We start from the raw sequence: 23634 nt of genomic DNA, 5'->3' as shown, positions 1-23634 counted from the left end.
CGTCGAAGGCCGGGGCCTCGAAAGGCACCGGAGTGCCGTCGTCCAGCAGCACACTGCCGCTGCGGGTCTGGGAGTCGTACGTGTACGCGGTCGCCTGCATACGGGCACTGTATCGGGCGGTGTGACGCCCCACGCCGAGGGTGAGAGCGGTCCGCAGATCGGCCGCCGTGTCCACGTCCCGGCGCACGCTGTCGACGTCCGCCAGCGCGATTTCCACCGCCCCCGAGGCCGAATGCCTGGCCCGTGACGGCCCACCGAACGAGGGGGCCAATTCCACGTCCGGAGCGGCGGAAAGCAGAGTCGTCCCGATTCCGGCCGCATCCGCCAGAAATGCCCGCGGAAATACCGAAGCGTTTTCGAGCACGCGTTGCAATTCCGGAGGTCTCAGCGCCGGCAGATCGGCGTTCAGCGCGGCCACCGCGGCGCCCGGCCGGCCCGACCGCACCGCCCGCGCCCCGTGGTCCAGGGCCGCGTTGAGCCCGGCCGCCGGGGCGTCGGGGACGATCCGCGCCCCGAGCCGCGCCAGTTCCGTACCGGCCGCGGCGTCGTCCGTGACGACCACCACATCCGCGACCGCCGCGCAGGCCAGGGCTCCCGCGACGGTGTCCTGGGCGAAGGCCAGGGCGAGGCCCGGACGAGAGGTGCCCACGGACCGCGCGAGACGGCTCTTCGCCACCGCCAGAGGCTTCAGCGGGACCACCAGACTCCAGACGGCGTTCGTGACGGACCCCTTCCCTCCGGTGCGCTGCGGCACATCCTTCGGCCATGGTCAGGTCATGGCCGGGTCATGTGTCGGCCCATTGTCACCTCCGCCCGGGCAACCCGGGAGTCCGGCGGGGTGAGCGGGGCGTACGGTGTTCTCGACAGAGACCGGGCGTGGGGTGACACTTGTCCGGCCGACGAGGTGCCCAAGCCGCGCACCGGTCCTAGAGGAAGGTGTCCGAGTGTCCCGCCGCAGAATCGGCTTCTGGTACCGCCTGGCGGCGGTCATCGCAAAACCGCCGCTGGTAGTGCTCTTCAAGCGGGACTGGCGGGGAATCGAGCACATTCCGGCCGAGGGCGGATTCATCACCGCCGTCAATCACAACTCGTATCTGGACCCGCTCTCGTACGCGCACTTCCAGTACAACAGCGGCCGCGTGCCCCGATTGCTCGCCAAGGCGGCCCTCTTCAAGGTCCCCGTCGTGGGGGCGATCCTCCGTGGCAGCGGGCAGATCCCCGTCTACCGGGAGTCCACCAACGCCCTGGACGCGTTCCGGGCCGCCGTGGACGCCATCGAGCGCGGTGAATGCGTGGCCTTCTACCCGGAGGGCACCCTCACCCGCGACCCCGACATGTGGCCGATGGCCGGCAAGACCGGTGCCGCCCGCGTCGCGCTGATCACCCGGGCACCCGTCATCCCGGTGGCCCAGTGGGGCGCGAACCTCGCGATGCCGCCCTACGCCAAGGAGAACAAGGTCCGGCTCTTCCCGCGCAAGACCCTCCAGGTGCTCGCCGGACCGCCGGTGGACCTCTCCGCCTACTACGACCGGGAACCCACCCCGGAGGTTCTGCGGGAGGTCACCGAGGTCATCATGGCGGCCATCACCGCGCTGCTGGAGGAGGTGCGCGGCGAGACCGCGCCCGAGCAGCCGTACGACCATCGCAACGCCAGGGCGGAACAGCGGCGCAAGGCCGCAGGGGAGGGCAACAAGTGACACGTCCCGTGAAGGCGACCGTCTTCGGAACAGGCTCCTGGGGCACGGCCTTCGCCATCGTGCTCGCCGACGCGGGCTGCGAGGTGACGCTGTGGGGCCGCCGCCAGGAGGTGGTCGACTCCATCAACACCGGCCGGACCAACCCGGACTACTTCCCCGGTGTCGAACTCCCCGCGAACCTCCGGGCCACCACCGACCCGGCCGAGGCCGCGGCCGGCGCGGACTTCACCGTCCTCGCCGTCCCGTCCCAGACCCTGCGCGAGAACCTCGCCGCGTGGACGCCCCTGCTGGCCCCCGACACCGTGCTCGTCTCCCTGATGAAGGGCATCGAACTCGGCACCGCCAAGCGGATGAGCGAGGTCATCGAGGAGGTGGCCAAGGTCCCCGCCGAGCGCATCGCGGTGGTCACCGGCCCCAACCTGGCCGCCGAGATCGCCGCCCGCCAGCCCGCCGCCTCCGTCGTCGCCTGCGTGGACGAGGGCGTGGCCCAGCGCCTCCAGGCCGCCTGCCACACCGCGTACTTCCGCCCGTACACGAGCACCGACGTCACCGGCTGCGAGCTCGGCGGCGCCGTCAAGAACGTCATCGGCCTCGCCGTCGGCATCGCCGACGGGATGGGCCTGGGCGACAACACCAAGGGTTCGCTCATCACCCGCGGACTCGCCGAAGCCACCCGCCTCGGCGTGGCCATGGGCGCCGACCCGCTCACCTTCTCCGGCCTCGCGGGCCTCGGCGACCTGGTCGCCACCTGCTCCTCGCCGCTCTCCCGGAACCACACCTTCGGCACCAACCTGGGCCGCGGGATGACCCTGGAGGAGACCATCGCGGTCACCAAGCAGACCGCCGAGGGCGTCAAGTCCTGCCAGTCGGTGGCGGATCTGGCACGCCGCCACGGAGTGGACATGCCGATCACCGACACGGTGGTGGACATCGTCCACCACGGCAAGCCCACCCTGGTCGCGCTCAAGGATCTGATGGGCCGCAGCGCCAAACCGGAACGTCGCTGACTCCATTCCGCACGTCTGAGCGGGTACTCTCGTGGCGATATGAGCAGCGAGAACCTCCCCCAGACCCCTGAGCAGCAGGGCCGCAAGCCCCGCGTGGCCGTCGTGTTCGGCGGCCGCAGCTCGGAACACGCCATCTCGGTCGTCACGGCGGGCGCCGTGCTGCGCTCCATCGACCGCTCCAAGTACGAGGTGCTGCCCATCGGCATCACCACGGACGGCCGATGGGCGCTGACCGCCGACGAGCCCGAGCGGATGGCCATCGCCGACCGCAAGCTCCCGAGTGTCGAGGAGCTCGCCGACTCCGAGGACGGCGCCGTCGTGCTCTCGGTCGACCCGGCCAGCCGCCAGGTCGTCTACACCGAACCGGGCGCCGTCCCCAAGGCCCTGGGCGAGGTCGACGTCGTCTTCCCCGTCCTGCACGGCCCGTACGGCGAGGACGGCACCCTCCAGGGCCTCCTGGAGCTCTCCGGCATCCCGTACGTCGGCTCCGGCGTCCTCGCCTCCGCCGTCGGCCAGGACAAGGACTACATGAAGCGGGTGTTCACCTCCTTCGGGCTGAGCGTCGGCCCGTACGTGACCATCCGGCCCCGCGAGTGGGAGTCCGACCGGGACGCCGCCACGGGCAAGATCCTGGACTTCGCCGCCGAACACGGTTGGCCGCTGTTCATCAAGCCCGCCCGGGCCGGCTCCTCCATCGGCATCACCAAGGTCGACGACGCCTCCGGCCTCGACGCGGCGATCCGCGAGGCCCGGCGCCACGACCCGAAGATCATCGTGGAGGCGCTGCTGCGCGGCCGCGAGATCGAGTGCGGCGTCCTGGAGTTCGAGGACGGGCCGCGCGCGAGCGTCCCGGCCGAGATCCCGCCGGTGTCCAGCCACGACTTCTACGACTTCGAGGCGAAGTACATCGACTCCGCCTCCGGGATCGTGCCCGCCCCGCTCACCCCGGAGCAGACCGCCGAGGTGCAGCGGCTCGCGATCGAGGCCTTCGAGGCCGCGTCGTGCGAGGGCCTGGTGCGTGCCGACTTCTTCCTCACCGAGGACGGCAGCTTCGTCATCAACGAGATCAACACGATGCCGGGCTTCACCCCGATCTCCATGTACCCGCTGATGTGGCAGAAGACGGGCATCGAGTACCCGGAGCTGGTGGACAGCCTGATCCAGGCGGCCCTGCGCCGCTCCACCGGCCTGCGCTGAGACCCGAGCGTCGTCCCCACAGCCGACCGCCCGCCGACCGCCTTCGAAGGCGGTCGGCGGGCGGCGGTGTGCAGGGTTCCCGGCATGCGGCGACGGGCGCGCGGCACTCAGTAGGAGGAAATGCCCTCGGGCACGGTTGCCGAGATCGCCGTGGACAGGCCGACCAACATCCCCGCGTCCGTGGCATGCTCCTTGTCGACCTGGACCTCGGTGTAGGCCAGCCGCATCCCGGTGGTGAACCGGAACCCCCCGCCCGAACCGTCGCCCAGCTTCTCCAGCAGCCAGGCCACGCCGTTCACGTGGACGCCGTCCTGCTTCGGATCGAGCATCTTGGGGGGCTTGGGGATACCGCACCGCAGTACGATCGCCGAACCGCCCCACGCGGCGGTCAGATCGGATTCCGGTTCGGTTCGGGTCCGCGCCAGGCCGGCCACCTTCTCCGGGAGCTCCTTGTGCAGTGCCGCACAGAGCCGCGCGACGTCGTCGGGCGGCGTGGGCGGAGGAGTCACCCGGGCTTCGGATCCGCCCGGAGAGCACGCCGCGACGGCCAGGAGGGCCATCGAGGCGGGCAGGGCCGACAGGGCGCGGACACGCAGGGGCCGGTGGTGGAGGGACATCACCGGCCAAGAGTAGACGGGGGCTACAGATGGACCACCGGGCAGGTCAAGGTGCGGGTGATCCCCTCCACCTGCTGGACCTTGGCGACGACCATACGGCCGAGGTCGTCCACGGTGTCGGCCTGGGCACGCACGATCACGTCGTACGGACCCGTCACGTCCTCGGCCTGGATCACCCCCGGGATCTGGCCGATGGACTCGGCGACGAACGACGCCTTGCCCACTTCGGTCTGGATAAGGATGTACGCCTGTACCACGGAACCTCCAGGGCGGCCACGAGGATCATTTCCCCTAACCTTCGGGTGGGCCCCACACGATTGAACGGGCCGGGGGAAGAAGGGACGCCACGGTACCGCGTCGCCGTGCGCCGCGGGGAGACCCGCGGGCCCGGCGCCACGCACAGCGGGGCGTACGGAGAGCAGAAGTTGACGTATCTGTTGACGGTACCCAGAGCTGAGACGGCTCGCGACCGCAAGCGGACTGGGCAAGAAGGGGCACAGCGATGAAGGGCACTGTCGGCGAGCTGGGGGAGTTCGGGCTGATCAGGGAGCTCACCTCACGGCTCACCACCACCCCGGCGGTCCGGCTCGGACCGGGCGACGACGCCGCGGTGGTGTCCGCCCCCGACCGGCGCGTCGTGGCGAGCACCGACATCCTCCTGGAGGGCCGGCACTTCCGGCGCGACTGGTCCACGGCCTACGACGTCGGCCGCAAGGCCGCCGCGCAGAACCTCGCCGACATCGCCGCCATGGGCGCGGTGCCGACCGCGCTGCTCCTCGGCCTCGTCGTCCCCGCCGAACTCCCGGTCACCTGGCCGACCGAGCTCATGGACGGGATCCGCGACGAATGCCAGGTCGCCGGCGCCGCCGTGGTCGGCGGGGACGTCGTCCGCGGGGACGTCATCACCGTCGCCATCACCGCCCTCGGCGACCTGCGCAACCACGAACCCGTCCTGCGCTCCGGCGCCCAGCCCGGCGACGTCGTCGCCGTCACCGGCTGGCTCGGCTGGTCCGCGGCCGGCTTCGCCGTGCTCTCGCGCGGCTTCCGTTCCCCGCGGGCCTTCGTCGAGGCCCACCGGCGCCCCGAACCGCCGTACCACGCGGGCCCCGCGGCCGCCGGACTCGGCGCCACCGCCATGACCGACGTCAGCGACGGCCTGATCGCCGACCTCGGGCACATCGCCGACGCCAGCAAGGTACGGATCGACCTGCGCTCGGCGGCGGTCGACATCCCGACCCAGATGCACGACATCGGCCAGGCCGTCGGCGTGGACCCCCTGCAGTGGGTCCTCACCGGAGGAGAGGACCACGCGATCGTGGCGACCTTCCCGCCCGACGTGAAGCTTCCCGCCCGCTGGAAGGTCATCGGCGAGGTGCTCAACCGTTCCGCGCTGCCCCAGGTGACCGTCGACGGGGCGCCCTGGACCAGCACCGGCGGCTGGGACCACTTCGGGACCGACCCGGCCCCCCAGGACGGCGTGCTGTGAGCACCGCCCCGCCGCTGTGCCTGACCGTCGCCGGATCCGACTCCGGCGGCGGCGCGGGCATCCAGGCCGACCTCAAGACCATGCTGGCGCTCGGGGTCCACGGCATGAGCGTGGTGACCGCCGTGACGGCGCAGAACTCGCTCGGGGTACGGGGAGTCTGGGAGCTGCCCGCCGAGGCCGTCACGGCCCAGTACCGGGCCGTCGTGGACGACATCGGCGTCCAGGCCGTGAAGACCGGGATGCTCTCCTCCGCCGACCTGGTCGAGACGGTGGCCGCGCTGCTCGCGGACACCCGCGCGCCGGCCGTCGTGGACCCCGTCGGGGTCTCCAAGCACGGGGACGCGCTGCTCGCCGCCTCGGCGCTGGACGCCGTACGCAAGGAACTGCTGCCGCGGGCCACCGTGGCCACCCCCAACCTGGACGAGGTGGCCCAGCTCACCGGCGTGGTGGTGGAGACCGAGGACGACATGCGGCGGGCCGCCGACGCGATCCTCGACCACGGGCCGCGGTGGGCGCTGATCAAGGGCGGACACCTCGCGGCGCACGGCCACCAGGCGGTGGACCTGCTCACCGACGGCACCGAGGAACGCTGGCTGCGCGCCCCCCGCCACGACAACCGGCACACCCACGGCACCGGCTGCACCCTCGCTTCCGCGATCGCGGCGGGCCTGGCCAAGGGACTGACCGTCCCGGAGGCCGTCACGGCCGCCAAGGAGTACGTCACGGGCGCCATCGCCGCCGGCTTCGCGCTCGGCGGGGGCATCGGCCCGGTGGATCACGCCTGGCAGTGGCGCTGACCTCGAACCTGCCGCCCGGCCGGACCTCCGGCCGCGCGGTCGGCACGGCCCACGGCCGGGCTCAGAGCAAGGCAAAAGGCCGGCTCACCAGAGGTGAACCGGCCTTTTTGGCAACCGGAAAGGGCTGCGCTACGACGGGAGGCGTCAGCGCGAGACCTTGCCGGCCTTGATGCACGAGGTGCAGGCGTTGAGGCGCTTCGGCGTCCCATTGACCACGGCACGGACGCGCTGGATGTTCGGGTTCCAGCGACGCGAGGTGCGGCGGTGCGAAAAGGAGATGTTGTTGCCGAAGCTGGGCCCCTTGGCGCAAACGTCGCAGTTGGCAGCCATAGGTCACTCCAAGACTTCAGATGCAATTACAGTGAAACCGGCGCACCGGATTCAGAGATCTGAAGTGGTTTGCCGGGGGAATGGCCCGACTCTCGCCGGGCAACCGGAGCAGCATACAACGACTGCGTCCGTCCAAGAAAACTACCATGGTCGCCGCTGCCCCCGCCCCGCGGTCCCGACCCCCGGGCGGTCCTTCGTTACCCTGCGGTGAACCCTGGCCCGCACAAGGAGGAACGCCCGGTGCCGCACGAGCCTCAGCCGCAGCCCGCCGACGAGCTCGACGCCGAAGCGGTGCGCACCTGGAGCTCCCTCGCCCTGGCCGCACTGGGCCGGGCCCGCGAGGACATCGACGCGATCAACGTCTACCCGGTCGCCGACGCGGACACCGGCACCAACCTCTACCTCACCGCCGAATCGGCCGACCGCGGCCTCGCCGACGCCTTCCCCGAGGTGACCGACGGCACAGGGCGGACCACCTCCCTGGCCGAGGCCGTACGGGCCTGGGCGCACGGGGCGCTGGTGGGAGCCCGCGGGAACTCCGGGACGATCCTGGCGCAGCTGCTGCGCGGAGTGGCCGACGTACTCGGCGACGAACCCGCCGGGCCCGCCGAACCGGGGGAGCCGCGCCCCGGCGTACTGCTGGCCCGCGCGCTCACCCGGGCCGCGGAGGAGGCGTACGCGGCCGTCGCGCACCCGGTGGAGGGCACCATGCTCACCGTCGCCGGCGCCGCCGCCCGGGCCGGCGAGGCGGCCGGAGCCGCCGCCGGGACCGCGGCCGAGGTGGCCCGCGCCGCCTACGACGGAGCCCGCGCCGCCCTGGCCGAGACCCCCGGGCAGCTGGCCGCACTGGGCCGGGCCGGGGTCGTCGACGCCGGCGGCTGCGGGCTGGTCGTCGTCTTCGGCGCCCTGTGGCAGGCGCTGTCCGGCCAGGAGCCGGCTCTCGAACCGGTCCGCGGCCGCGCGGTGCCCGTACCGCAGTCGCCGGACCCCTGCGCGCAGGAGGAGGACGGGCCCGCGTACGAGGTGATCTACCTGCTGGAGGCCTCCGAGGCGGCCGTCGGCGAACTGCGCGAACGCCTCGACGGACTCGGCGACTCGCTGGTCGTGGTCGGCGGCGACGGACTGTGGAACGTCCACGTCCACGTCGACGACCCCGGCGCCGCCGTGGAGGCCGGAGTCGTGGCCGGGCGGCCCTACCGGATACGGATCACCCACTTCGGGGACGAACGCCGCCGGGCACGGGGCGAACGCGCCCAACGGGCCGTGGTCGCCGTCGTCCCCGGCGAGGGACTGGCCGGACTCTGCGGCGAGGCGGGAGCGACCACCGTGCTGGTACGCCCCGGGGAGCCGCCGGCCGTCGCCGAACTCCTCGACGCGGTGCGCCGCGCGCACGCCCGCGAGGTGGTGCTGCTGCAGGGCGGCGCCGACCTGCGCGCCGCCGCGGCCGCGGCGGCCGAACAGGCCCGCGCCGAAGGCGTACGGGTGGCCGTGATCCCCACCCGCTCCGCGGTCCAGGGCCTGGCCGCCCTCGCGGTGCACGACCCGGAGGGCAGCTTCGACGAGGACGTGGTCGCCATGACCGCGGCGGCCGGAGCCACCCGGTACGGGGAACTGGCCGTCGCCGAACGGCAGTCCTTCACCTCGGCCGGCATCTGCCAGGCCGGCGACGTGCTCGGACTCATCGACGGGGACGTCGCGGTCATCGGCGCGGGCCTGCCCGAGACCGCCGAGGCCGTTCTGGACCGGATGCTGGGCTCCGGCGGCGAACTCGTCACCCTGGTCCTGGGACCCGATGTACCGGACGCCGTCGCCGAACGCCTGGAGGCCTACGTCCAGCACGGCCACCTCGCCGTGGACACCGTCACCTACCGGGGCGGCCGGTACTCGGCACCGCTCCTCATCGGGGTGGAATAGCGGGCTTGTCAGCGCGATGGTGTGCAATGGAACACGTGCCCGCGCTCGACGAAGACCTCAAGAAGACACTCGGTCCCGCCACCGCCAAGGTGCTGGCCGAGCAGCTCGGCCTGCACACGGCCCTGGACCTGCTCCACCACTACCCGCGGCGGTACGCCGAGCGCGGCGAGCTGACCTCGCTGGCCGAGCTCTCCGACCAGATCGACGAGCACGTGACCGTCGTCGCGCAGGTCGCCGACGCCCGGATCCTGACCTTCAACGGAGGCCGCGGCAAGCGCCTGGAGGTGACCATCACCGACGGCAGCGGCCGCCTCCAGCTGGTCTTCTTCGGCGCCGGTGTGCACAAGCCGCACAAGGACCTGCTGCCCGGGACGCGCGCCATGTTCGCGGGCAAGGTCGGCATGTTCAACCGCAAGCTCCAGCTCTCCCACCCCGCCTACGAGCCGCTCTCCCAGGACGCCTCCGACCGGGACGCCGCGACCGCCTTCGCCAACCAGCTCATCCCGATCTACCCGGCCTGCGCCAAGATGGAGTCCTGGAAGATCGCCAAGTGCTTGGACGCGGTGCTGCCCAGCGCCCAGGACGCCGTGGACCCGCTGCCGACCACCCTGCGCGAGGGGCGCGGACTGGTCCCGTTGACCGAGGCGCTGTCGAAGATCCACCGGCCGGGCACCAAGGCCGACATCGAGGACGCCCGCCGGCGCCTGAAGTGGGACGAGGCCTTCGTCCTCCAGGTCGCCCTGGCCCGCCGCCGGCACGCCGACTCCCAACTCCCGGCCGTCCCGCGCCGCCCCGCCCCCGGCGGCCTGCTCGACGCCTTCGACGCCAAGCTCCCCTTCACGCTCACCGACGGTCAGCAGAAGGTCTCGAAGGAGATCTTCGACGACCTGGCCACCGAACACCCCATGCACCGCCTCCTCCAGGGCGAGGTCGGAAGCGGAAAGACGATGGTCGCGCTGCGGGCCATGCTCGCCGTCGTCGACAGCGGCGGGCAGGCGGCCATGCTCGCGCCCACCGAGGTGCTCGCCCAGCAGCACCACCGCTCCATCACCGAGATGATGGGCGAGCTCGCCGAGGGCGGCATGCTCGGCGGCTCGGACCAGGGCACCAAGGTCGTCCTGCTCACCGGCTCCATGGGGATGCCGGCGCGCCGCCAGGCCCTGCTCGACCTGGTCACCGGCGAGGCCGGGATCGTGATCGGCACGCACGCGTTGATCGAGGACAAGGTGCAGTTCCACGACCTCGGCCTGGTGGTCGTGGACGAACAGCACCGCTTCGGGGTGGAACAGCGCGACGCGCTGCGGTCCAAGGGGAAGCAGCCCCCGCACCTGCTGGTCATGACGGCGACCCCGATCCCGCGCACGGTCGCCATGACCGTCTTCGGCGACCTGGAGACCTCCGTCCTCGACCAGCTGCCGGCCGGACGCTCCCCGATCGCCACGCACGTGGTGCCGTCCCAGGACAAGCCGCACTTCCTCGCCCGGGCCTGGGAACGGGTCCGCGAGGAGGTCGAGAAGGGGCACCAGGCGTATGTGGTCTGCCCCCGCATCGGCGACGGGGAGGACGATCCGAAGAAGAAGCAGGCCGCCGAGGAGGCCGACAGGCGGCCGCCGCTCGCGGTCGTGGAGATCGCCGAGCAGCTCACCCGCGGACCCCTGGCCGGGATGAGCGTCGAGGTCCTGCACGGCCGCATGGACCCCGCCGACAAGGACGACGTCATGCGCCGGTTCGCCGCCGGCGAGGTCAAGGTGCTGGTCGCCACCACCGTCATCGAGGTCGGGGTGAACGTCCCCAACTCCACCGTCATGGTGATCATGGACGCGGACCGGTTCGGCGTCTCGCAACTCCACCAGCTGCGCGGCCGCGTCGGCCGCGGCTCCGCGCCCGGCCTGTGCCTGCTGGTCAGCGAGATGCACGAGGCGAGTCCCGCCCGGGCCCGGCTGGCGGCCGTCGCCGCCACCCTCGACGGCTTCGAGCTCTCCCGGATCGACCTGGAACAGCGCAGGGAGGGCGACGTCCTGGGCCAGGCCCAGTCCGGAGTCCGCTCCTCGCTGCGCATGCTCGCCGTCATCGAGGACGAGGAGGTCATCGCCGAGGCCCGGGAGGAGGCCACCCGCGTCGTCGCCGAGGACCCCGCCCTGGAGGGCCTGCCGGGCCTGCGGACCGCGCTGGACGCCCTGCTCGACACCGAGCGCGAGCAGTACCTGGAGAAGGGCTGACCGGTACGACCTATCGTTGGAGTGCCGCGGCAGCGCCGTGGCACTCCACCCACCGCCGTACCGAAGGACCCCAGATGACCCGCGTGATCGCCGGCAGTGCCCGCGGGCGACGGCTGGCCGTGCCCCCCGGCACCGGCACCCGGCCCACCTCGGACCGGATGCGCGAAGGCCTCTTCTCCACCTGGGAGTCGCTGCACGGCGTCGAAGGGGCCCGGGTGCTCGACCTGTACGGCGGCTCCGGCGCCGTGGGCCTGGAAGCGCTCTCCCGGGGCGCGACCCACACCCTGCTCGTCGAGGCCGACGCCAAGGCCGCCAAGGCGATCCGGGACAACATCCGGACGCTGGGCCTTGCCGGCGCGGAGTTCCGCGCCGGCAAGGCCGAGCAGATCGTGGCGGCCAAGGCCGCCGGGGACCCGTACGACATCGTCTTCCTGGACCCGCCGTACGTCGTGGACAGCGCGGACCTGCGGGAGATCCTCCTCACACTCCGGTCCAACGGCTGGATCACGGACGATGCGCTCGTCACCGTGGAGCGCAGCACCAGGAGCGGCGCCTTCCCGTGGCCCGAGGGCTTCGAGCCGCTCCGGTCGCGGAAGTACGGCGAGGGCACCCTGTGGTACGGCCGCGCCGACTCCACCCACGAAGACTCATGAACGAGGGAGTTCAGTTGCGCCGCGCCGTCTGTCCGGGGTCCTTCGACCCCATCCACAACGGACACCTCGATATCATCGGACGGGCCTCCAGGCTGTACGACGTCGTGTACGTCGCCGTGGGGATCAACGAGTCGAAGAAGGGCCTGTTCACCGTCGAGGAGCGGATGGAGCTGATCCGCGAGGCGACCGCCGACTACGGGAACATCCAGGTCGAGTCCTTCCACGGTCTGCTCGTCGACTTCTGCAAGCAGCGGGAGATCCCGGCCATCGTCAAGGGTCTGCGCGCGGTCAGCGACTTCGACTACGAGCTCCAGATGGCCCAGATGAACCTGGGTCTGTCGGGCGTCGAGACGCTGTTCGTCCCGACGATCCCCAGCTACAGCTTCCTGTCCTCCTCGCTGGTCAAGGAGGTCGCCACCTGGGGCGGCGACGTCGCCCACCTGCTGCCGGCGCACGTCCACGCGGCGCTCCTGGAGCGGCTGCGCGACCGCTGACCGACCGACAGGGCGTCAGGCGGTGTCGGGGGCCCACCCCGTGGCCTTACAGTCGTCCCGTCCGTCTCAGGAACCGCCTGAGGCCGAGAGAGTGCGAGCCCCCATGGACGTGCAGAAGAAGCTCGACGAGATCGTCGCGGCCGTCGGCGGCGCCCGGTCCATGCCCATGTCGGCCTCCTGCGTGATCAACCGCGCCGAGCTGCTGGAGCAGCTCGAAGAGGTGCGCCAGGCGCTGCCCGGCTCCCTCGCGCAGGCTCAGGAGCTCATCGGCGGCCGGGAGCAGGTGGTCGAGGAGGCCCGCCGGGAGGCGGAGCGGATCATCGACGCGGCCCACAACCAGCGCGGTTCGCTGATCTCCGACACCGAGATCGCGCGGCGCTCCCAGGCCGAGGCGGACCGGATCCTGGAGGAGGCCCGCCGGGAGGCGGAGGAGATCCGGGCCGAGGCCGACGACTACGTCGACAGCAAGCTCGCGAACTTCGAGGTCGTGCTGACCAAGACCATCGGTTCGGTGGACCGGGGCCGGGAGAAGCTGCTGGGCCGCGGACCGGGTCTGGACGAGCACGGCTACCCCGACATGGACGCCCCCGAGCGCAGCCACGACCCCGAGACGCAGCGGCAGCAGGCGGACGCCTACGTGGACACCAAGCTGGCGACCTTCGAAGCGGTGCTCTCCAAGACCCTGGAGGCCGTGGGTCGCGGTCGCCAGAAGCTCCTGGGCCGGGTCCCGACGGACGACCTGGGGGTCCACATGGCCGCCCAGGACGCGGTCGGCGGACAGCAGTCCCGCTCGGCGAGCGACTCTGACTTCCTGGCGGGCCTGGCCGAGCCGGAGCCGCCGCACGGGCAGGCGCCGATCCCGGCGCAGGCGGAGCCCGTGTACGACACGTACGCCTACCAGCAGCCCGCCCAGCCGCCTCAGCCCGCCGCCCAGCAGCAGGACGCGTACGCCTACCAGGACCCGTACGGCGGCTACCAGCAGCAGTCGGACCCGTACGGGGCCTACCAGCAGCAGCCCGACCCCTACGCCGGGTACCAGCCGCAGACCCAGCAGCCCTCGCTCGACGAGACCAGCCTCTTCGACACGAGCATGATCAACCTGGACCAGCTGCGTCAGTACGAACAGGGGCGGTAGGGCCGGATTGGGCGCTGGGCGCCGCGCCGGGTATCCTGGCTGTTCGGTCGCGCGTATGCACCGCGATCCATGCTGCCCTGGGGCGGCGGAATTTTTGATCTTCAGCGATCTGTGAAAGCAGGAACGGCCCTGAATACCCGCCTCGACCACCGCAACCCCCTCGTGTTCGACACGCACGAGCTGGGCCGGCGTCCTGGTGCCATGCAGCGGCTGTCCCGTGAGATCGCGGCACCGGCGGACTTCGGTCTCGTCGGCGTCATCGGAGTGCCGGAAGGCGCCCCGGTAAAGCTCAACCTCCGCCTTGAGTCGGTCATGGAAGGGGTGCTTGTCACAGGCACCGCCCGTGCGCAGGCCGTAGGGGAGTGCGTAAGGTGTCTGGAGTCCGTCGAGCGCGAGCTCAAGGCGGACTTCCAGGAGATGTTCTCGTACCCTGACGCCGACGACCGGAGCCGCTCCAAGGCGGAACCGGCCGACGACGCCGAGGACGACGAGGACACGCTCTTCCTCGAGGACGGTTTGTTCGACCTCGAACCCGTGCTGCGGGATGTGGTGGTGCTCGCACTGCCCATGCAGCCGGTGTGCCGGGAGGACTGTCTCGGACTGTGCCCCGATTGCGGGCTCAGCCTGAACGACGACCCGGACCACCACCATGACGCCGTCGACATCCGTTGGGCGGCATTGCAAGGACTCGTCGTGACCGATCAGGACGACGAGAAGGACAACATGAGCGGCACTGCCTCTGACGGAGTTCAGGGCGCCGCCGAGAAGCAGGAGAAGTAGCCGTGGCTGTTCCGAAGCGGAAGATGTCGCGCAGCAACACGCGCCACCGCCGGTCGCAGTGGAAGGCTGCGGTCCCCACCCTGGTTTCGTGCGAGCGTTGCCAGGAGCCGAAGCTCCAGCACATTGCGTGCCCGAGCTGCGGCACCTACAACAAGCGCCAGGTCCTCGAGGTCTGAGCGGCTGGTGAGAGGCGCAATGTCTGAGCTGTCCAACGCTGAGAAGCAGGCAGACAGTAACAACGCGGCCTCGTCCCACAAGCTTCTGGAAGGGCGGCTCGGGTATCAACTCGAGTCCGCCCTTCTGGTGCGTGCACTGACCCACCGCTCGTACGCGTACGAGAACGGCGGTCTGCCCACCAACGAACGCCTGGAGTTCCTCGGGGACTCCGTGCTGGGCCTGGTGGTCACGGACACGCTGTACACGACCCACCCGGATCTCCCCGAAGGCCAGCTGGCCAAGCTTCGGGCCGCGGTGGTCAACTCGCGCGCACTGGCGGAGGTCGGGCGCGGCCTCGAACTCGGCTCCTTCATCCGGCTCGGCCGGGGCGAAGAGGGCACGGGTGGCCGGGACAAGGCCTCCATCCTCGCCGACACCCTTGAAGCGGTGATCGGCGCGGTTTACCTCGATCAGGGCCTCGACGCGGCCTCGGAGCTGGTTCACCGGCTCTTCGACCCGCTCATCGAGAAGTCCTCGAACCTCGGGGCCGGCCTGGACTGGAAGACCAGTCTCCAGGAACTCACGGCGGCCGAAGGCCTTGGCGTGCCCGAGTACCTGGTCTCCGAGACCGGTCCGGACCACGAGAAGACCTTCACTGCTGCCGCTCGCGTCGGTGGTGTCTCGTACGGCACCGGCACCGGCCGCAGCAAGAAGGAAGCGGAACAGCAGGCCGCGGAGTCCGCATGGCGTGGGATCCGCGCCGCCGCGGACGAGCGGACCGCAGCCGCGGCAGCTGCCGCGACCACCGCTCCGGCCGAGGTCCCGGCTTCGGCCGGGACCGAGAACGGCGGGGTGCCGACGCCCGCCGACTCGGCGCCGGACGCCTGACCCTTCCTTCGGTACGTACCCGCCCGTCCCTGCCTCGCAGGGGCGGGCGGTTGCCGTTTCCGGCGGCCGGTACGCTCGCCGGGAGCGTCAGATCCACTCCACCGGAGGTGCCCCGTGCCCGAGTTGCCCGAAGTCGAAGTCGTGCGGCGGGGGCTGGAGCGCTGGGTGGCCGGGCGGACCGTCGAGGCCGTCGAGGTCCTGCATCCGCGGGCCGTTCGGCGGCATCCGGGCGGCGGGGCCGACTTCGCGGCGCGGCTGCGCGGGGAGACCGTGGGAGTGCCGCGGCGGCGGGGCAAGTACCTGTGGCTGCCGCTGGAGGGCCGGGACCTGTCCGTGCTCGGGCACCTCGGGATGAGCGGGCAGTTGCTGGTGCAGCCGCAGGACGCCCCCGACGAGAAGCACCTGCGGATCCGGGTGCGCTTCGACGATGACGCCGGGACGGAACTGCGCTTCGTGGACCAGCGGACCTTCGGCGGCCTCTCGCTGCACGAGGTCGCGGCCGGCAGCACCGACGGTCTGCCCGACGTGATCGCGCACATCGCGCGCGACCCCTTGGACCCGCTCTTCGACGAAGGCGCCTACCACCTCGCGCTGCGCGCCAAGCGGACCACCGTCAAGCGGGCGCTGCTGGACCAGTCGCTGATCAGCGGGGTGGGCAACATCTACGCGGACGAGGCGCTGTGGCGCGCCAAGCTGCACTACGAGCGCCCGACCGCGAGCCTCACCCGCCCGCGGAGCGCGGAACTCCTCGGCCATGCCCGGGACGTCATGAACGCAGCCCTCACGGTCGGCGGCACCAGCTTCGACAGCCTCTACGTCAACGTGAACGGGGAGTCGGGCTACTTCGATCGTTCGCTCGACGCCTACGGGCGCGAGGACGAACCCTGCCGTCGCTGCGGTACGCCGATACGGCGCCGCCCGTGGATGAACCGGTCGAGCTACTTCTGCCCGCGCTGTCAGCGGCCGCCGCGCGTGGCGTCGTAGGACTCCCGGGCACCCAGTACGGCCGTCATGTTCCCCTCCAGGCAGTGGATGAGCGCGAGCAGCCGGTCCGCGACCTCGACGCCGAGCGGGGTCAGTTCGTAGTCGACGCGCGGGGGGTTCGTGGGCTGTGCCTCGCGGTTGACTATGCCGTCGCGTTCCAGCGCGTGCAGGGTCTGCGAGAGCATCTTCTCGCTGACGCCCTCCACGCGGCGGCGCAGTTCGTTGAAGCGGCACGGGCCTTCGCGCAGGGCGCCCACGGTGAGGCTGCCCCAGCGGCCGGTGACGTGCTCAAGGGTTTCCCGAGACGGGCAGGCGCGCGCGAAGACGTCGAACGGTTGCTCGGTCTCGATCGCTTCGGTACAGGCGGGGGTCTCCATGCGGACCAGCGTACTCCCCGGCAGCGCTAACCCGAGGGTTGCGCTTTCTAAAAGTTAGTGATTCTCTTTCTCTCGTCGCACCACGCCCTGTGCCGCGACGAGAGTTTTCCCGAGGGAGAGATCAGCCTTGTCCGCAATCACGCACACCCCCGTCGTCTCGATCGCCTACCACTCCGGCTACGGCCACACCGCCGTCGTCGCGGAGGCGGTCCGCAGCGGCGCCGTGGACGCCGGGGCGACCGTTCACCTGATCAAGGTCGACGAGATCGACGACGCCCAGTGGGAGCTGCTCGACGCCTCCGACGCGATCGTCTTCGGCTCCCCGACGTACATGGGCACCGCCTCCGGCGCCTTCCACGTCTTCGCCGAAGCCTCCTCGAAGCGCTGGTTCGGCGACGCCTGGCAGGACAAGGTGGCGGCCGGCTTCACGAACTCCGCCTCCAAGAGCGGCGACAAGCTGCACACCCTGCAGTTCTTCCAGATCCTGGCCGCGCAGCACGGCATGAGCTGGATCAACCTGGGCCTGAAGCCGGGCTGGAACTCCAGCACCGCCTCCGAGAACGACCTGAACCGTCTCGGCTTCTTCGCCGGCGCCGCCGCGCAGTCCAACTCCGACGAGGGCGCGGACGCGGTCCACAAGGCCGACATCGCGACCGCCGAGCACCTGGGCCGCCGGGTCACCGAGCAGACCCGCATCGTCATCGCGGGCCGCGCGGCCCTGGCCGCCGCCGCGGTCTGAGCCCCGGGGCTCGCCTCAGAAACCGAAGTCCTGGGTCCACCAGGGGCCACCGGCCGCGACGTGGACGCCGACACCCAGGGTGCGGAACTCGCAGTTCAGGATGTTCGCCTTGTGGTCCGGGCTGTTCATCCAGGCCTTCATCACGGCCTCGGCGTCACCCTGGCCGCGGGCTATGTTCTCGCCGCCGAGGCCTGCGATCCCGGCCTTCGTGGCACGGTCCCAGGGGGTGTTGCCCTCGGGGTCCTCGTGGCTGAAGAAGCCGCGGGTGGCCATGTCCAGGCTGAAGGCTCCGGCCAGGGTCGCGAGCGGCGGGTTGGCCCGGACCGGGCCGCACCCGGCCAGCGCGCGCTCCTGGTTCACCAGCTCGACGACGGCGGCCTCCTCCGCGGAGTGGCCGTCCAGGGGCGGGCGAGGCGCGGGGGTGGCCGACTTGGAGGGGGTCGGGGCGGGAGCCTGGCTCGTGGTGGGGGCCGGGGCGGTCGGCGCGACCGGTGCGACCGGTGCGGCGGGGCTCGTCCGGGGAGTCCTGGGGGACGGGGCCTTCGCCGACGGAGCCTTCGCCGACGGGGCCTTGCTCGTCGGGGCCGGCGCGGCCGAGGACGAGGGTGCGGCGCTCGGCGAGGCGGACGGCGACGCGGATGCGCTCGGCGAGGCCGAGGGGCTCGGGGAGGCGGATGGCGACGGGGTGGCCGAGGCGGAAGGCTTCGGGGAAGCGCTGCCCGAGCCGGTACCCGCGGAGGCGCGGCCGGACAGGTTCACGAGGCCGTCCTGCCGGCTCAGCGCCGCGCCGGGGTCGTTCGAGGCCTTGGCCTTGGCCGACGGGGTGGGGGACTCCGTAGGACTGACCCCCACATAGGGGAAGGATCCGGCGACCGGCACCATGCCGGTGGTGACGGCCGCGGTGCCGAGGGCTACGGCCACCGAGACGCCCAGCAGGCCGGTGCGCAGGGCGGTGCCGCGCTTGCCGCCGCTGTGCGGCGCGGCGGGGAGACGGTGACGGCCCATCGGAGCGTGCCTTCCTTGCCGGTTCAAGATCAACCCTTACCCACCCAAATGGGTGAGTTCATTGCTGCGCGACTGTACGCCATGGGCCCCAGGGGGCGATGTGACCCGAAAGTGCCGGTCCGGTTAGCGTTCACGCATGAATGAAGAGGTCCGTCTGACCGCCTGGGTGCGCGGCCGTGTGCAGGGAGTGGGCTTCCGCTGGTTCACCAGGGAGAACGCCTTGGAGATCGGCGGGGTCGTCGGCTTCGCGCTCAACCTCGACGACGGGCGAGTGCAGGTGGTCGCCGAAGGTCAACGTGAGAATTGCCACCGACTGCTCGACTGGTTGCGCTCCTCCGACACGCCCGGGCGGGTGGACGGAGTGACAGAGATCTGGGGCACACCGCGCGGTGGCTACGACGGATTCGGGATGCGATGACCGATCGACTGATCATGCACTCATCACATCTCTGAGCTTCCGCACACGGTCGGAACTGCGCATTCGTCGCCGACGCGTTGCCGACGAGGGTGATCCGTGGAAGGCTCGAAGATGAGGATGATCTCCACACCCCTTGCGGGGACCGGGGCGCCCGCGGATACGGGGCGTGATCGTGTTGACCGTCAAACTTTTTGGTGAGACGCTGGAAGCCCCGCGCACCTGAGCTGTTTGGCAGTGTTGGCAGTAGTAAGCGCAGTGACTGTCAGTCGCTGCCGGACATCCGCGGGTGCGATTCCCTCACGACCCACACCGCTTCGGTCGGTCACTCAGTGTGGAGGACCATCCATCATGGCAAAGGCGCTTCTCGGTTACGTCGGCGGTTCCGACCCGCGACTCCTCGCCGAGATGCGACGGCTTCAGCAGCGCGTCCAGGACCTCGAGTCCGAGCTCGTACGGATTCAGTCCGAAAATGACGCGCTGAACGCGGCCGCCGCTCAGCACGACGGAGACTCGCTGCTCGGCAGCATCGACATCGACGTACCCCAGGCGGAGCCTGCGCTCACCTGACCCGTGCTTCACCCGACGCTCGACTCCAGCCCCGCATGATCTGCAAGGGACGCTTCGGCGTCCCTTCTTTCTTTCCGCGTCCTCCGCACCTTCTTCCTCTTCCGCCTCGTGCGCGCGGTCTTCCCGCGCCCCCTTCCCCCGACGGCCGTGCCAGGGACCACAGGGCCAGGTGGGGGGCCTGATCCCATTGGCGTCAGTTGTGCCCAGCACCTTCATGGGTGAAACCGAACGCGAAAGGTAGAGTCCGGCGGCGTGCACCTCAAGTCCCTGACCCTGCGTGGCTTCAAATCCTTCGCGTCCGCCACCACCCTGCGCTTCGAGCCCGGAATCACCTGTGTCGTGGGCCCGAACGGATCCGGCAAGTCCAATGTGGTGGACGCGCTGTCCTGGGTCATGGGCGAACAGGGAGCCAAGTCCCTGCGCGGCGGGAAGATGGAAGACGTCATCTTCGCCGGGACCACGGGGCGCCCGCCGCTCGGGCGCGCCGAGGTGTCCCTGACGATCGACAACTCCGACGGCGCACTGCCCATCGACTACGCCGAAGTCACCATCACCCGCATCATGTTCCGCGGCGGCAGCAGCGAGTACCAGATCAACGGTGACACCTGCCGCCTGCTCGACATCCAGGAGCTGCTGTCCGACTCGGGCATCGGCCGCGAGATGCACGTCATCGTCGGACAGGGGCAGCTGGACTCCGTCCTGCACGCCGATCCGATGGGCCGCCGCGCCTTCATCGAGGAGGCGGCAGGCGTACTCAAGCACCGCAAGCGCAAGGAGAAGGCGCTGCGGAAGCTGGACGCGATGCAGGCCAACCTCGCCCGCGTCCAGGACCTGGGCGACGAGCTGCGGCGCCGGCTCAAGCCCCTGGGACGGCAGGCGGCGGTCGCCCGACGGGCGGCCGTGATCCAGGCGGACCTGCGCGACGCGCGGCTGCGCCTGCTCGCCGACGACCTGGTCGTGCTGCGGCGCGCCCTCGACGCGGAGATCGCGGACGAGGCGGCGCTCAAGGAACGCAAGGAGGCCGCCGAGGCCCAGCTCGCGGGCGCCGTGCGGCGCGAGGCGGAGCTGGAGGAAGCGGTGCGGGAGCTCGCGCCGCGCCTGCAGCGGGCCCAGCAGACCTGGTACGAGCTGTCGCAGCTCGCCGAACGCGTCCGGGGGACCACCTCCTTGGCGGACGCCCGGGTCAAGAGTGCCTCGGCTCCGCCCGAGGAGGAGCGGCGCGGCCGCGACCCCGAGGAGATGGAACGGGAGGCCGCGCGGATCCGCGAGCAGGAGGCGGAACTGACGGCGGCTCTGGAGGCGGCCTCACGGGCGCTGGAGGACACCGCCGAGCACCGGGCGGAGCTGGAGCAGGAACTGGCCGCCGAGGAACGCCGGCTGCGGGACGCCGCGCGGGCCATCGCCGACCGGCGTGAGGGACTGGCCCGGCTGACCGGGCGGCTCGGCGCGGCCCGCTCCCGCGCGGGGGCGGCACAGGCCGAGATCGACCGGCTCGTCACGGCGCGGGACGCGGCCCGGTCCCGGGCCGCCGCCGCGCAGGAGGAGTACGAGGCCCTGGCCGAGGAGGTCGGCGGCCTCGACGACCCGTCGGCCGACACGGACCACGAGGACGCGCGGGACCGACTGGCGCGGGCGGAGGCCGAGCTGTCCGCCGCCCGGGAGGAACTGTCCGAGGCGGAGCGCTCCCGGGCGGCCGTCTCGGCCCGGCGTGACGCGCTGGCGCTGGGGCTGCGCCGCAAGGACGGCACGGGCGCGCTGCTCGCGGCGCGGGAGCGGCTGGCCGGGCTGCTGGGACCGGCGGCGCAGCGGCTGTCGGTGACCCCCGGGTACGAGGTCGCCGTGGCCGCCGCACTGGGCTCGGCCGCGGACGCGCTGGCGGTGGCCTCCCCCGGAGCGGCGGCCGAGGCGATCCGCCACCTCCGTGAGACGGACGCGGGCCGCGCCACCCTGCTGATCGCCCCGGCGGCGCCCGGCGTCCCGGGCCAGGCCTCGGCCGGACCGGCGGACGGGGCACAGGAAGCCGTCGCCGGGGGAGCGGCCACCGGGGGAGCGTTCCCCCACCCGGCTCCCTCCCGGGACGGAGACCTTCCCTCGCCCGCCCCGCGGCCGGCGGCGAGCGTGGGTACGTCCGCCCAGGCCCAGGCCCCCGAGCCGGTCGCGGCCGGCGGGCCCACGGGTGCTCCCGTACCGGCCGCCGAGCTGGTCGGCGGGGACGCGCAGGTGCGGCGGGCCGTGGAATGGGTGCTGCGGGACCACGTCGTGGTCGCGACCCTGGACGCGGCCGAGGCGCTGGTCGCGGAGCGGCCCGACGCGGTGGCCGTGACCCTCGACGGCGACGTGCTCGGCGCCCACCTCGCGCACGGCGGTTCCGCCGGCGCGCCCAGCCTGATCGAGGTGCAGGCCGCCGTCGACGAGGCCGCGGCCGAGCTGGACCGGTTGGCCGTACGGTGCGCGGAACTGACCGAGGCCCGCACGGCCGCCCAGAACCACCGTCAGGACGCGGCCGCCCTGGTCGAGGAGCTCGCCGAGCGGCGGCGCGCCGCCGAACAGGCCCGGGCCGGGGTCGCCCAGCAGCTCGGGCGCCTCGCCGGGCAGGCGAAGGGCGCCGCGGGCGAGGCCGAACGCAGCGCCGCCGCCGCGGCCCGGGCCCAGGAGGCCCTGGAGCAGGCGCTGGCCGAGGTGGAGGAGTGCGCGGAGCGGCTCGCGACCGCCGAGGAGATGCCGGTGGACGAGGAGCCGGACGGCTCCCGGCGGGACCGGCTCGCGGCCGACGGCGCCAACGCCCGGCAGACCGAGATGGAGGCCCGGCTGCAGCTGCGGACCCTGGAGGAGCGGGTCAAGGGGCTGGCCGGCCGCGCGGACTCGCTGGACCGCGGAGCCCGTGCGGAACGCGAGGCCCGGGCCCGCGCCGAGCGGCGCCGGGCGAGGCTGCGCCACGAGGCGGAGGTGGCCCGGGCGGTGGCCGACGGCTCCCGGCAGCTCCTCGCGCACGTGGAGGTGTCGCTCGGCAAGGCCGACGAGGAGCGGGTGGCGGCCGAACGGGCGAAAGGCCTGCGCGAGCGGGAGCTCGGCGAGGCGCGCCACCGCGGCCGGGAACTGAAGGGGGAGCTGGACAAGCTCACCGACTCGGTCCACCGGGGTGAGGTGCTCGGCGCCGAGCAACGGCTGCGCATCGAGGCGCTGGAGGCCAGGTCGCTGGAGGAGTTCGGCATCGAGGCCGCCGGGCTGGTCGCCGAATACGGCCCCGACCAGCCCGTACCTCCGTCCCCGCCCGCCGACGGCGAGGTGTTGCCGGAGGATCCGCAGGACCCGCGCAACCGGCCCGGTCCTTTCGTCCGGGCCCAGCAGGAGAAGCGGCTCAAGGTCGCCGAGCGCGCGTACCAACAGCTCGGCAAGGTCAACCCGCTCGCGCTGGAGGAGTTCGCCGCCCTGGAGGAGCGCCACCAGTTCCTCAGCGAGCAGCTGGAGGATCTCCGTAAGACGAGGGCCGATCTCCTTCAAGTCGTGAAGGAGGTCGACCAGCGCGTCGAGCAGGTCTTCACCGAGGCCTACCGGGACACGGCCCGGGAGTTCGAGGGCGTGTTCTCGCGCTTGTTCCCCGGCGGCGAGGGCAGGCTGATCCTCACCGACCCCGACAACATGCTGACGACCGGCATCGACGTGGAGGCCCGTCCGCCGGGCAAGAAGGTCAAGAGGCTGTCGCTGCTCTCCGGCGGCGAGCGCTCGCTGACCGCCGTGGCGATGCTGGTGTCCATCTTCAAGGCGCGCCCCAGCCCGTTCTACGTGATGGACGAGGTCGAGGCCGCGCTCGACGACACCAATCTGCAGCGGCTGATCCGGATCATGGAGGAGCTCCAGGAGAGCTCACAGCTCATCGTCATCACGCACCAGAAGCGGACGATGGAGGTCGCGGACGCGCTCTACGGCGTCTCGATGCAGGGCGATGGCGTCTCCAAGGTGATCAGCCAGCGTCTCCGCTAGATCGATCATTCAGATAGTGAAGGCAAAGCCTGACACTCTGTGGGGCGATTGCGACCACTCCGACTCTTGACTTCAGAAAGTGAAGCCATAGGCTCTGCTCTGGCGTGTTGACGTTCAGGTGGTGGTGCGCAGTTTGCTGTGCGCCACTAGAGGAACACGCGCAACGACGAATCCCCCACACAGCCCGCCGTTG

Annotated in this window: 23 protein-coding genes and 1 pseudogene; 18 read left to right on the top strand and 6 right to left on the bottom strand. The window is 71.7% G+C overall.

Annotated elements, in window-relative coordinates; translation table 11 throughout:
• Positions 1-103 precede the first annotated feature (103 nt).
• Positions 104-754, bottom strand: a pseudogene (cofC, locus tag ACWG52_RS11290) (2-phospho-L-lactate guanylyltransferase); the annotation flags it as partial.
• 190 nt (positions 755-944) lie between these two features.
• Between cofC and ACWG52_RS11285 the strand changes: the two are divergent.
• The 3 genes from ACWG52_RS11285 to ACWG52_RS11275 are packed head-to-tail and all read left to right on the top strand — an operon-like array spanning position 945 to position 3901.
• Positions 945-1697 (top strand): lysophospholipid acyltransferase family protein, encoded by a 753-nt coding sequence (locus ACWG52_RS11285; RefSeq protein WP_161293533.1) that lies wholly within the window; start codon positions 945-947, stop codon positions 1695-1697.
• Positions 1694-2704 carry an NAD(P)H-dependent glycerol-3-phosphate dehydrogenase gene (locus tag ACWG52_RS11280; protein ID WP_030718407.1) on the top strand — a complete coding sequence of 337 codons (1011 nt, stop codon included), beginning with the start codon at positions 1694-1696 and terminating at the stop codon, positions 2702-2704. Before ACWG52_RS11285 ends, ACWG52_RS11280 begins: the two co-directional genes overlap by 4 nt.
• 39 nt (positions 2705-2743) lie before the next feature.
• Positions 2744-3901, top strand: a complete 1158-nt coding sequence (locus tag ACWG52_RS11275) for a D-alanine--D-alanine ligase family protein (protein WP_033222865.1) — start codon at positions 2744-2746, stop codon at positions 3899-3901.
• 107 nt (positions 3902-4008) lie between these two features.
• On the opposite strand, the gene ACWG52_RS11270 is transcribed toward ACWG52_RS11275, so the two are convergent.
• Positions 4009-4518: a DUF3515 domain-containing protein gene (locus tag ACWG52_RS11270; RefSeq protein WP_030718412.1), complete on the bottom strand. Its 510-nt coding sequence runs from the start codon at positions 4516-4518 to the stop codon at positions 4009-4011.
• A 23-nt stretch (positions 4519-4541) separates the two neighbouring features.
• Positions 4542-4775: an Lrp/AsnC family transcriptional regulator gene (locus ACWG52_RS11265; RefSeq protein WP_030011290.1), complete on the bottom strand. Its 234-nt coding sequence runs from the start codon at positions 4773-4775 to the stop codon at positions 4542-4544.
• A gap of 245 nt (positions 4776-5020) precedes the next feature.
• Here ACWG52_RS11265 and ACWG52_RS11260 point away from each other — a divergent pair, with 245 nt between their 5' ends.
• Positions 5021-6004: a thiamine-phosphate kinase gene (locus ACWG52_RS11260; protein WP_033222867.1), complete on the top strand. Its 984-nt coding sequence runs from the start codon at positions 5021-5023 to the stop codon at positions 6002-6004.
• Positions 6001-6801: a bifunctional hydroxymethylpyrimidine kinase/phosphomethylpyrimidine kinase gene (thiD, locus tag ACWG52_RS11255; RefSeq protein ID WP_389805245.1), complete on the top strand. Its 801-nt coding sequence runs from the start codon at positions 6001-6003 to the stop codon at positions 6799-6801. The genes ACWG52_RS11260 and thiD overlap by 4 nt, the downstream gene beginning before the upstream one ends.
• A gap of 144 nt (positions 6802-6945) precedes the next feature.
• Here thiD and rpmB read toward each other — a convergent pair whose 3' ends face one another.
• Positions 6946-7131, bottom strand: coding sequence for a 50S ribosomal protein L28 (gene rpmB / locus ACWG52_RS11250; RefSeq protein WP_033222871.1), 186 nt, complete (start codon positions 7129-7131; stop codon positions 6946-6948).
• Between the two features lie 240 nt (positions 7132-7371).
• Here rpmB and ACWG52_RS11245 point away from each other — a divergent pair, with 240 nt between their 5' ends.
• The 9 genes from ACWG52_RS11245 (at position 7372) to mutM (ending at position 16354) form a co-directional block, all read left to right on the top strand.
• Entirely contained in the window at positions 7372-9045 is a 1674-nt protein-coding gene (locus ACWG52_RS11245) for a DAK2 domain-containing protein (RefSeq protein WP_453128597.1), read from the top strand.
• A 26-nt stretch (positions 9046-9071) separates the two neighbouring features.
• Positions 9072-11264, top strand: a complete 2193-nt coding sequence (gene recG / locus ACWG52_RS11240) for an ATP-dependent DNA helicase RecG (RefSeq protein WP_390138169.1) — start codon at positions 9072-9074, stop codon at positions 11262-11264.
• A 74-nt stretch (positions 11265-11338) separates the two neighbouring features.
• A complete protein-coding gene (gene rsmD / locus ACWG52_RS11235) occupies positions 11339-11917 on the top strand; it encodes a 16S rRNA (guanine(966)-N(2))-methyltransferase RsmD (RefSeq protein WP_453128595.1) in 579 nt (192 codons plus the stop codon).
• Positions 11918-11931: 14 nt separating this feature from the next.
• Positions 11932-12411: a pantetheine-phosphate adenylyltransferase gene (gene coaD / locus ACWG52_RS11230; protein ID WP_266445503.1), complete on the top strand. Its 480-nt coding sequence runs from the start codon at positions 11932-11934 to the stop codon at positions 12409-12411.
• Between the two features lie 103 nt (positions 12412-12514).
• Positions 12515-13546, top strand: coding sequence for an ATP synthase subunit B family protein (locus tag ACWG52_RS11225; protein WP_389805233.1), 1032 nt, complete (start codon positions 12515-12517; stop codon positions 13544-13546).
• A gap of 69 nt (positions 13547-13615) precedes the next feature.
• Entirely contained in the window at positions 13616-14326 is a 711-nt protein-coding gene (locus tag ACWG52_RS11220) for a YceD family protein (RefSeq protein WP_389805230.1), read from the top strand.
• 2 nt (positions 14327-14328) lie between these two features.
• Positions 14329-14502, top strand: coding sequence for a 50S ribosomal protein L32 (rpmF, locus tag ACWG52_RS11215; RefSeq protein WP_003965982.1), 174 nt, complete (start codon positions 14329-14331; stop codon positions 14500-14502).
• 7 nt (positions 14503-14509) lie between these two features.
• Positions 14510-15370 (top strand): ribonuclease III, encoded by an 861-nt coding sequence (gene rnc / locus ACWG52_RS11210; protein ID WP_389805227.1) that lies wholly within the window; start codon positions 14510-14512, stop codon positions 15368-15370.
• A gap of 114 nt (positions 15371-15484) precedes the next feature.
• A complete protein-coding gene (mutM, locus tag ACWG52_RS11205) occupies positions 15485-16354 on the top strand; it encodes a bifunctional DNA-formamidopyrimidine glycosylase/DNA-(apurinic or apyrimidinic site) lyase (RefSeq protein ID WP_386232892.1) in 870 nt (289 codons plus the stop codon).
• Here the strand turns inward: mutM and ACWG52_RS11200 are convergent.
• The gene (locus tag ACWG52_RS11200) at positions 16327-16731 is read right to left on the bottom strand and encodes a winged helix-turn-helix transcriptional regulator (RefSeq protein ID WP_389805223.1); all 405 of its coding nucleotides are present in this window, start codon (positions 16729-16731) and stop codon (positions 16327-16329) included. The two genes, mutM and ACWG52_RS11200, sit on opposite strands and share 28 nt — an antisense overlap.
• Positions 16732-16867: 136 nt before the next feature.
• Between ACWG52_RS11200 and ACWG52_RS11195 the strand changes: the two genes are divergently transcribed.
• Positions 16868-17470 carry a flavodoxin family protein gene (locus ACWG52_RS11195; RefSeq protein ID WP_446678220.1) on the top strand — a complete coding sequence of 201 codons (603 nt, stop codon included), beginning with the start codon at positions 16868-16870 and terminating at the stop codon, positions 17468-17470.
• Positions 17471-17485: 15 nt separating this feature from the next.
• Here the strand turns inward: ACWG52_RS11195 and ACWG52_RS11190 are convergent, their stop codons facing one another.
• Positions 17486-18475 (bottom strand): CAP domain-containing protein, encoded by a 990-nt coding sequence (locus ACWG52_RS11190; RefSeq protein ID WP_390138175.1) that lies wholly within the window; start codon positions 18473-18475, stop codon positions 17486-17488.
• A 136-nt stretch (positions 18476-18611) separates the two neighbouring features.
• On the opposite strand from ACWG52_RS11190, the gene ACWG52_RS11185 reads away from it, so the two are divergent.
• From ACWG52_RS11185 to ACWG52_RS11175, 3 genes are all read left to right on the top strand, one after another.
• A complete protein-coding gene (locus tag ACWG52_RS11185; RefSeq protein WP_078909436.1) occupies positions 18612-18893 on the top strand; it encodes an acylphosphatase in 282 nt (93 codons plus the stop codon).
• A gap of 348 nt (positions 18894-19241) precedes the next feature.
• Positions 19242-19460: a hypothetical protein gene (locus ACWG52_RS11180; RefSeq protein ID WP_030012524.1), complete on the top strand. Its 219-nt coding sequence runs from the start codon at positions 19242-19244 to the stop codon at positions 19458-19460.
• A 252-nt stretch (positions 19461-19712) separates the two neighbouring features.
• Entirely contained in the window at positions 19713-23441 is a 3729-nt protein-coding gene (locus ACWG52_RS11175; RefSeq protein WP_453128592.1) for an AAA family ATPase, read from the top strand.
• Positions 23442-23634 lie beyond the last annotated feature (193 nt).

The sequence above is a fragment of the Streptomyces sp. CLCI03 genome (assembly GCF_053615355.1).
Note: the sequence above shows the minus strand (reverse complement) of the source record. Positions and strands in the feature narration are given on the sequence as shown.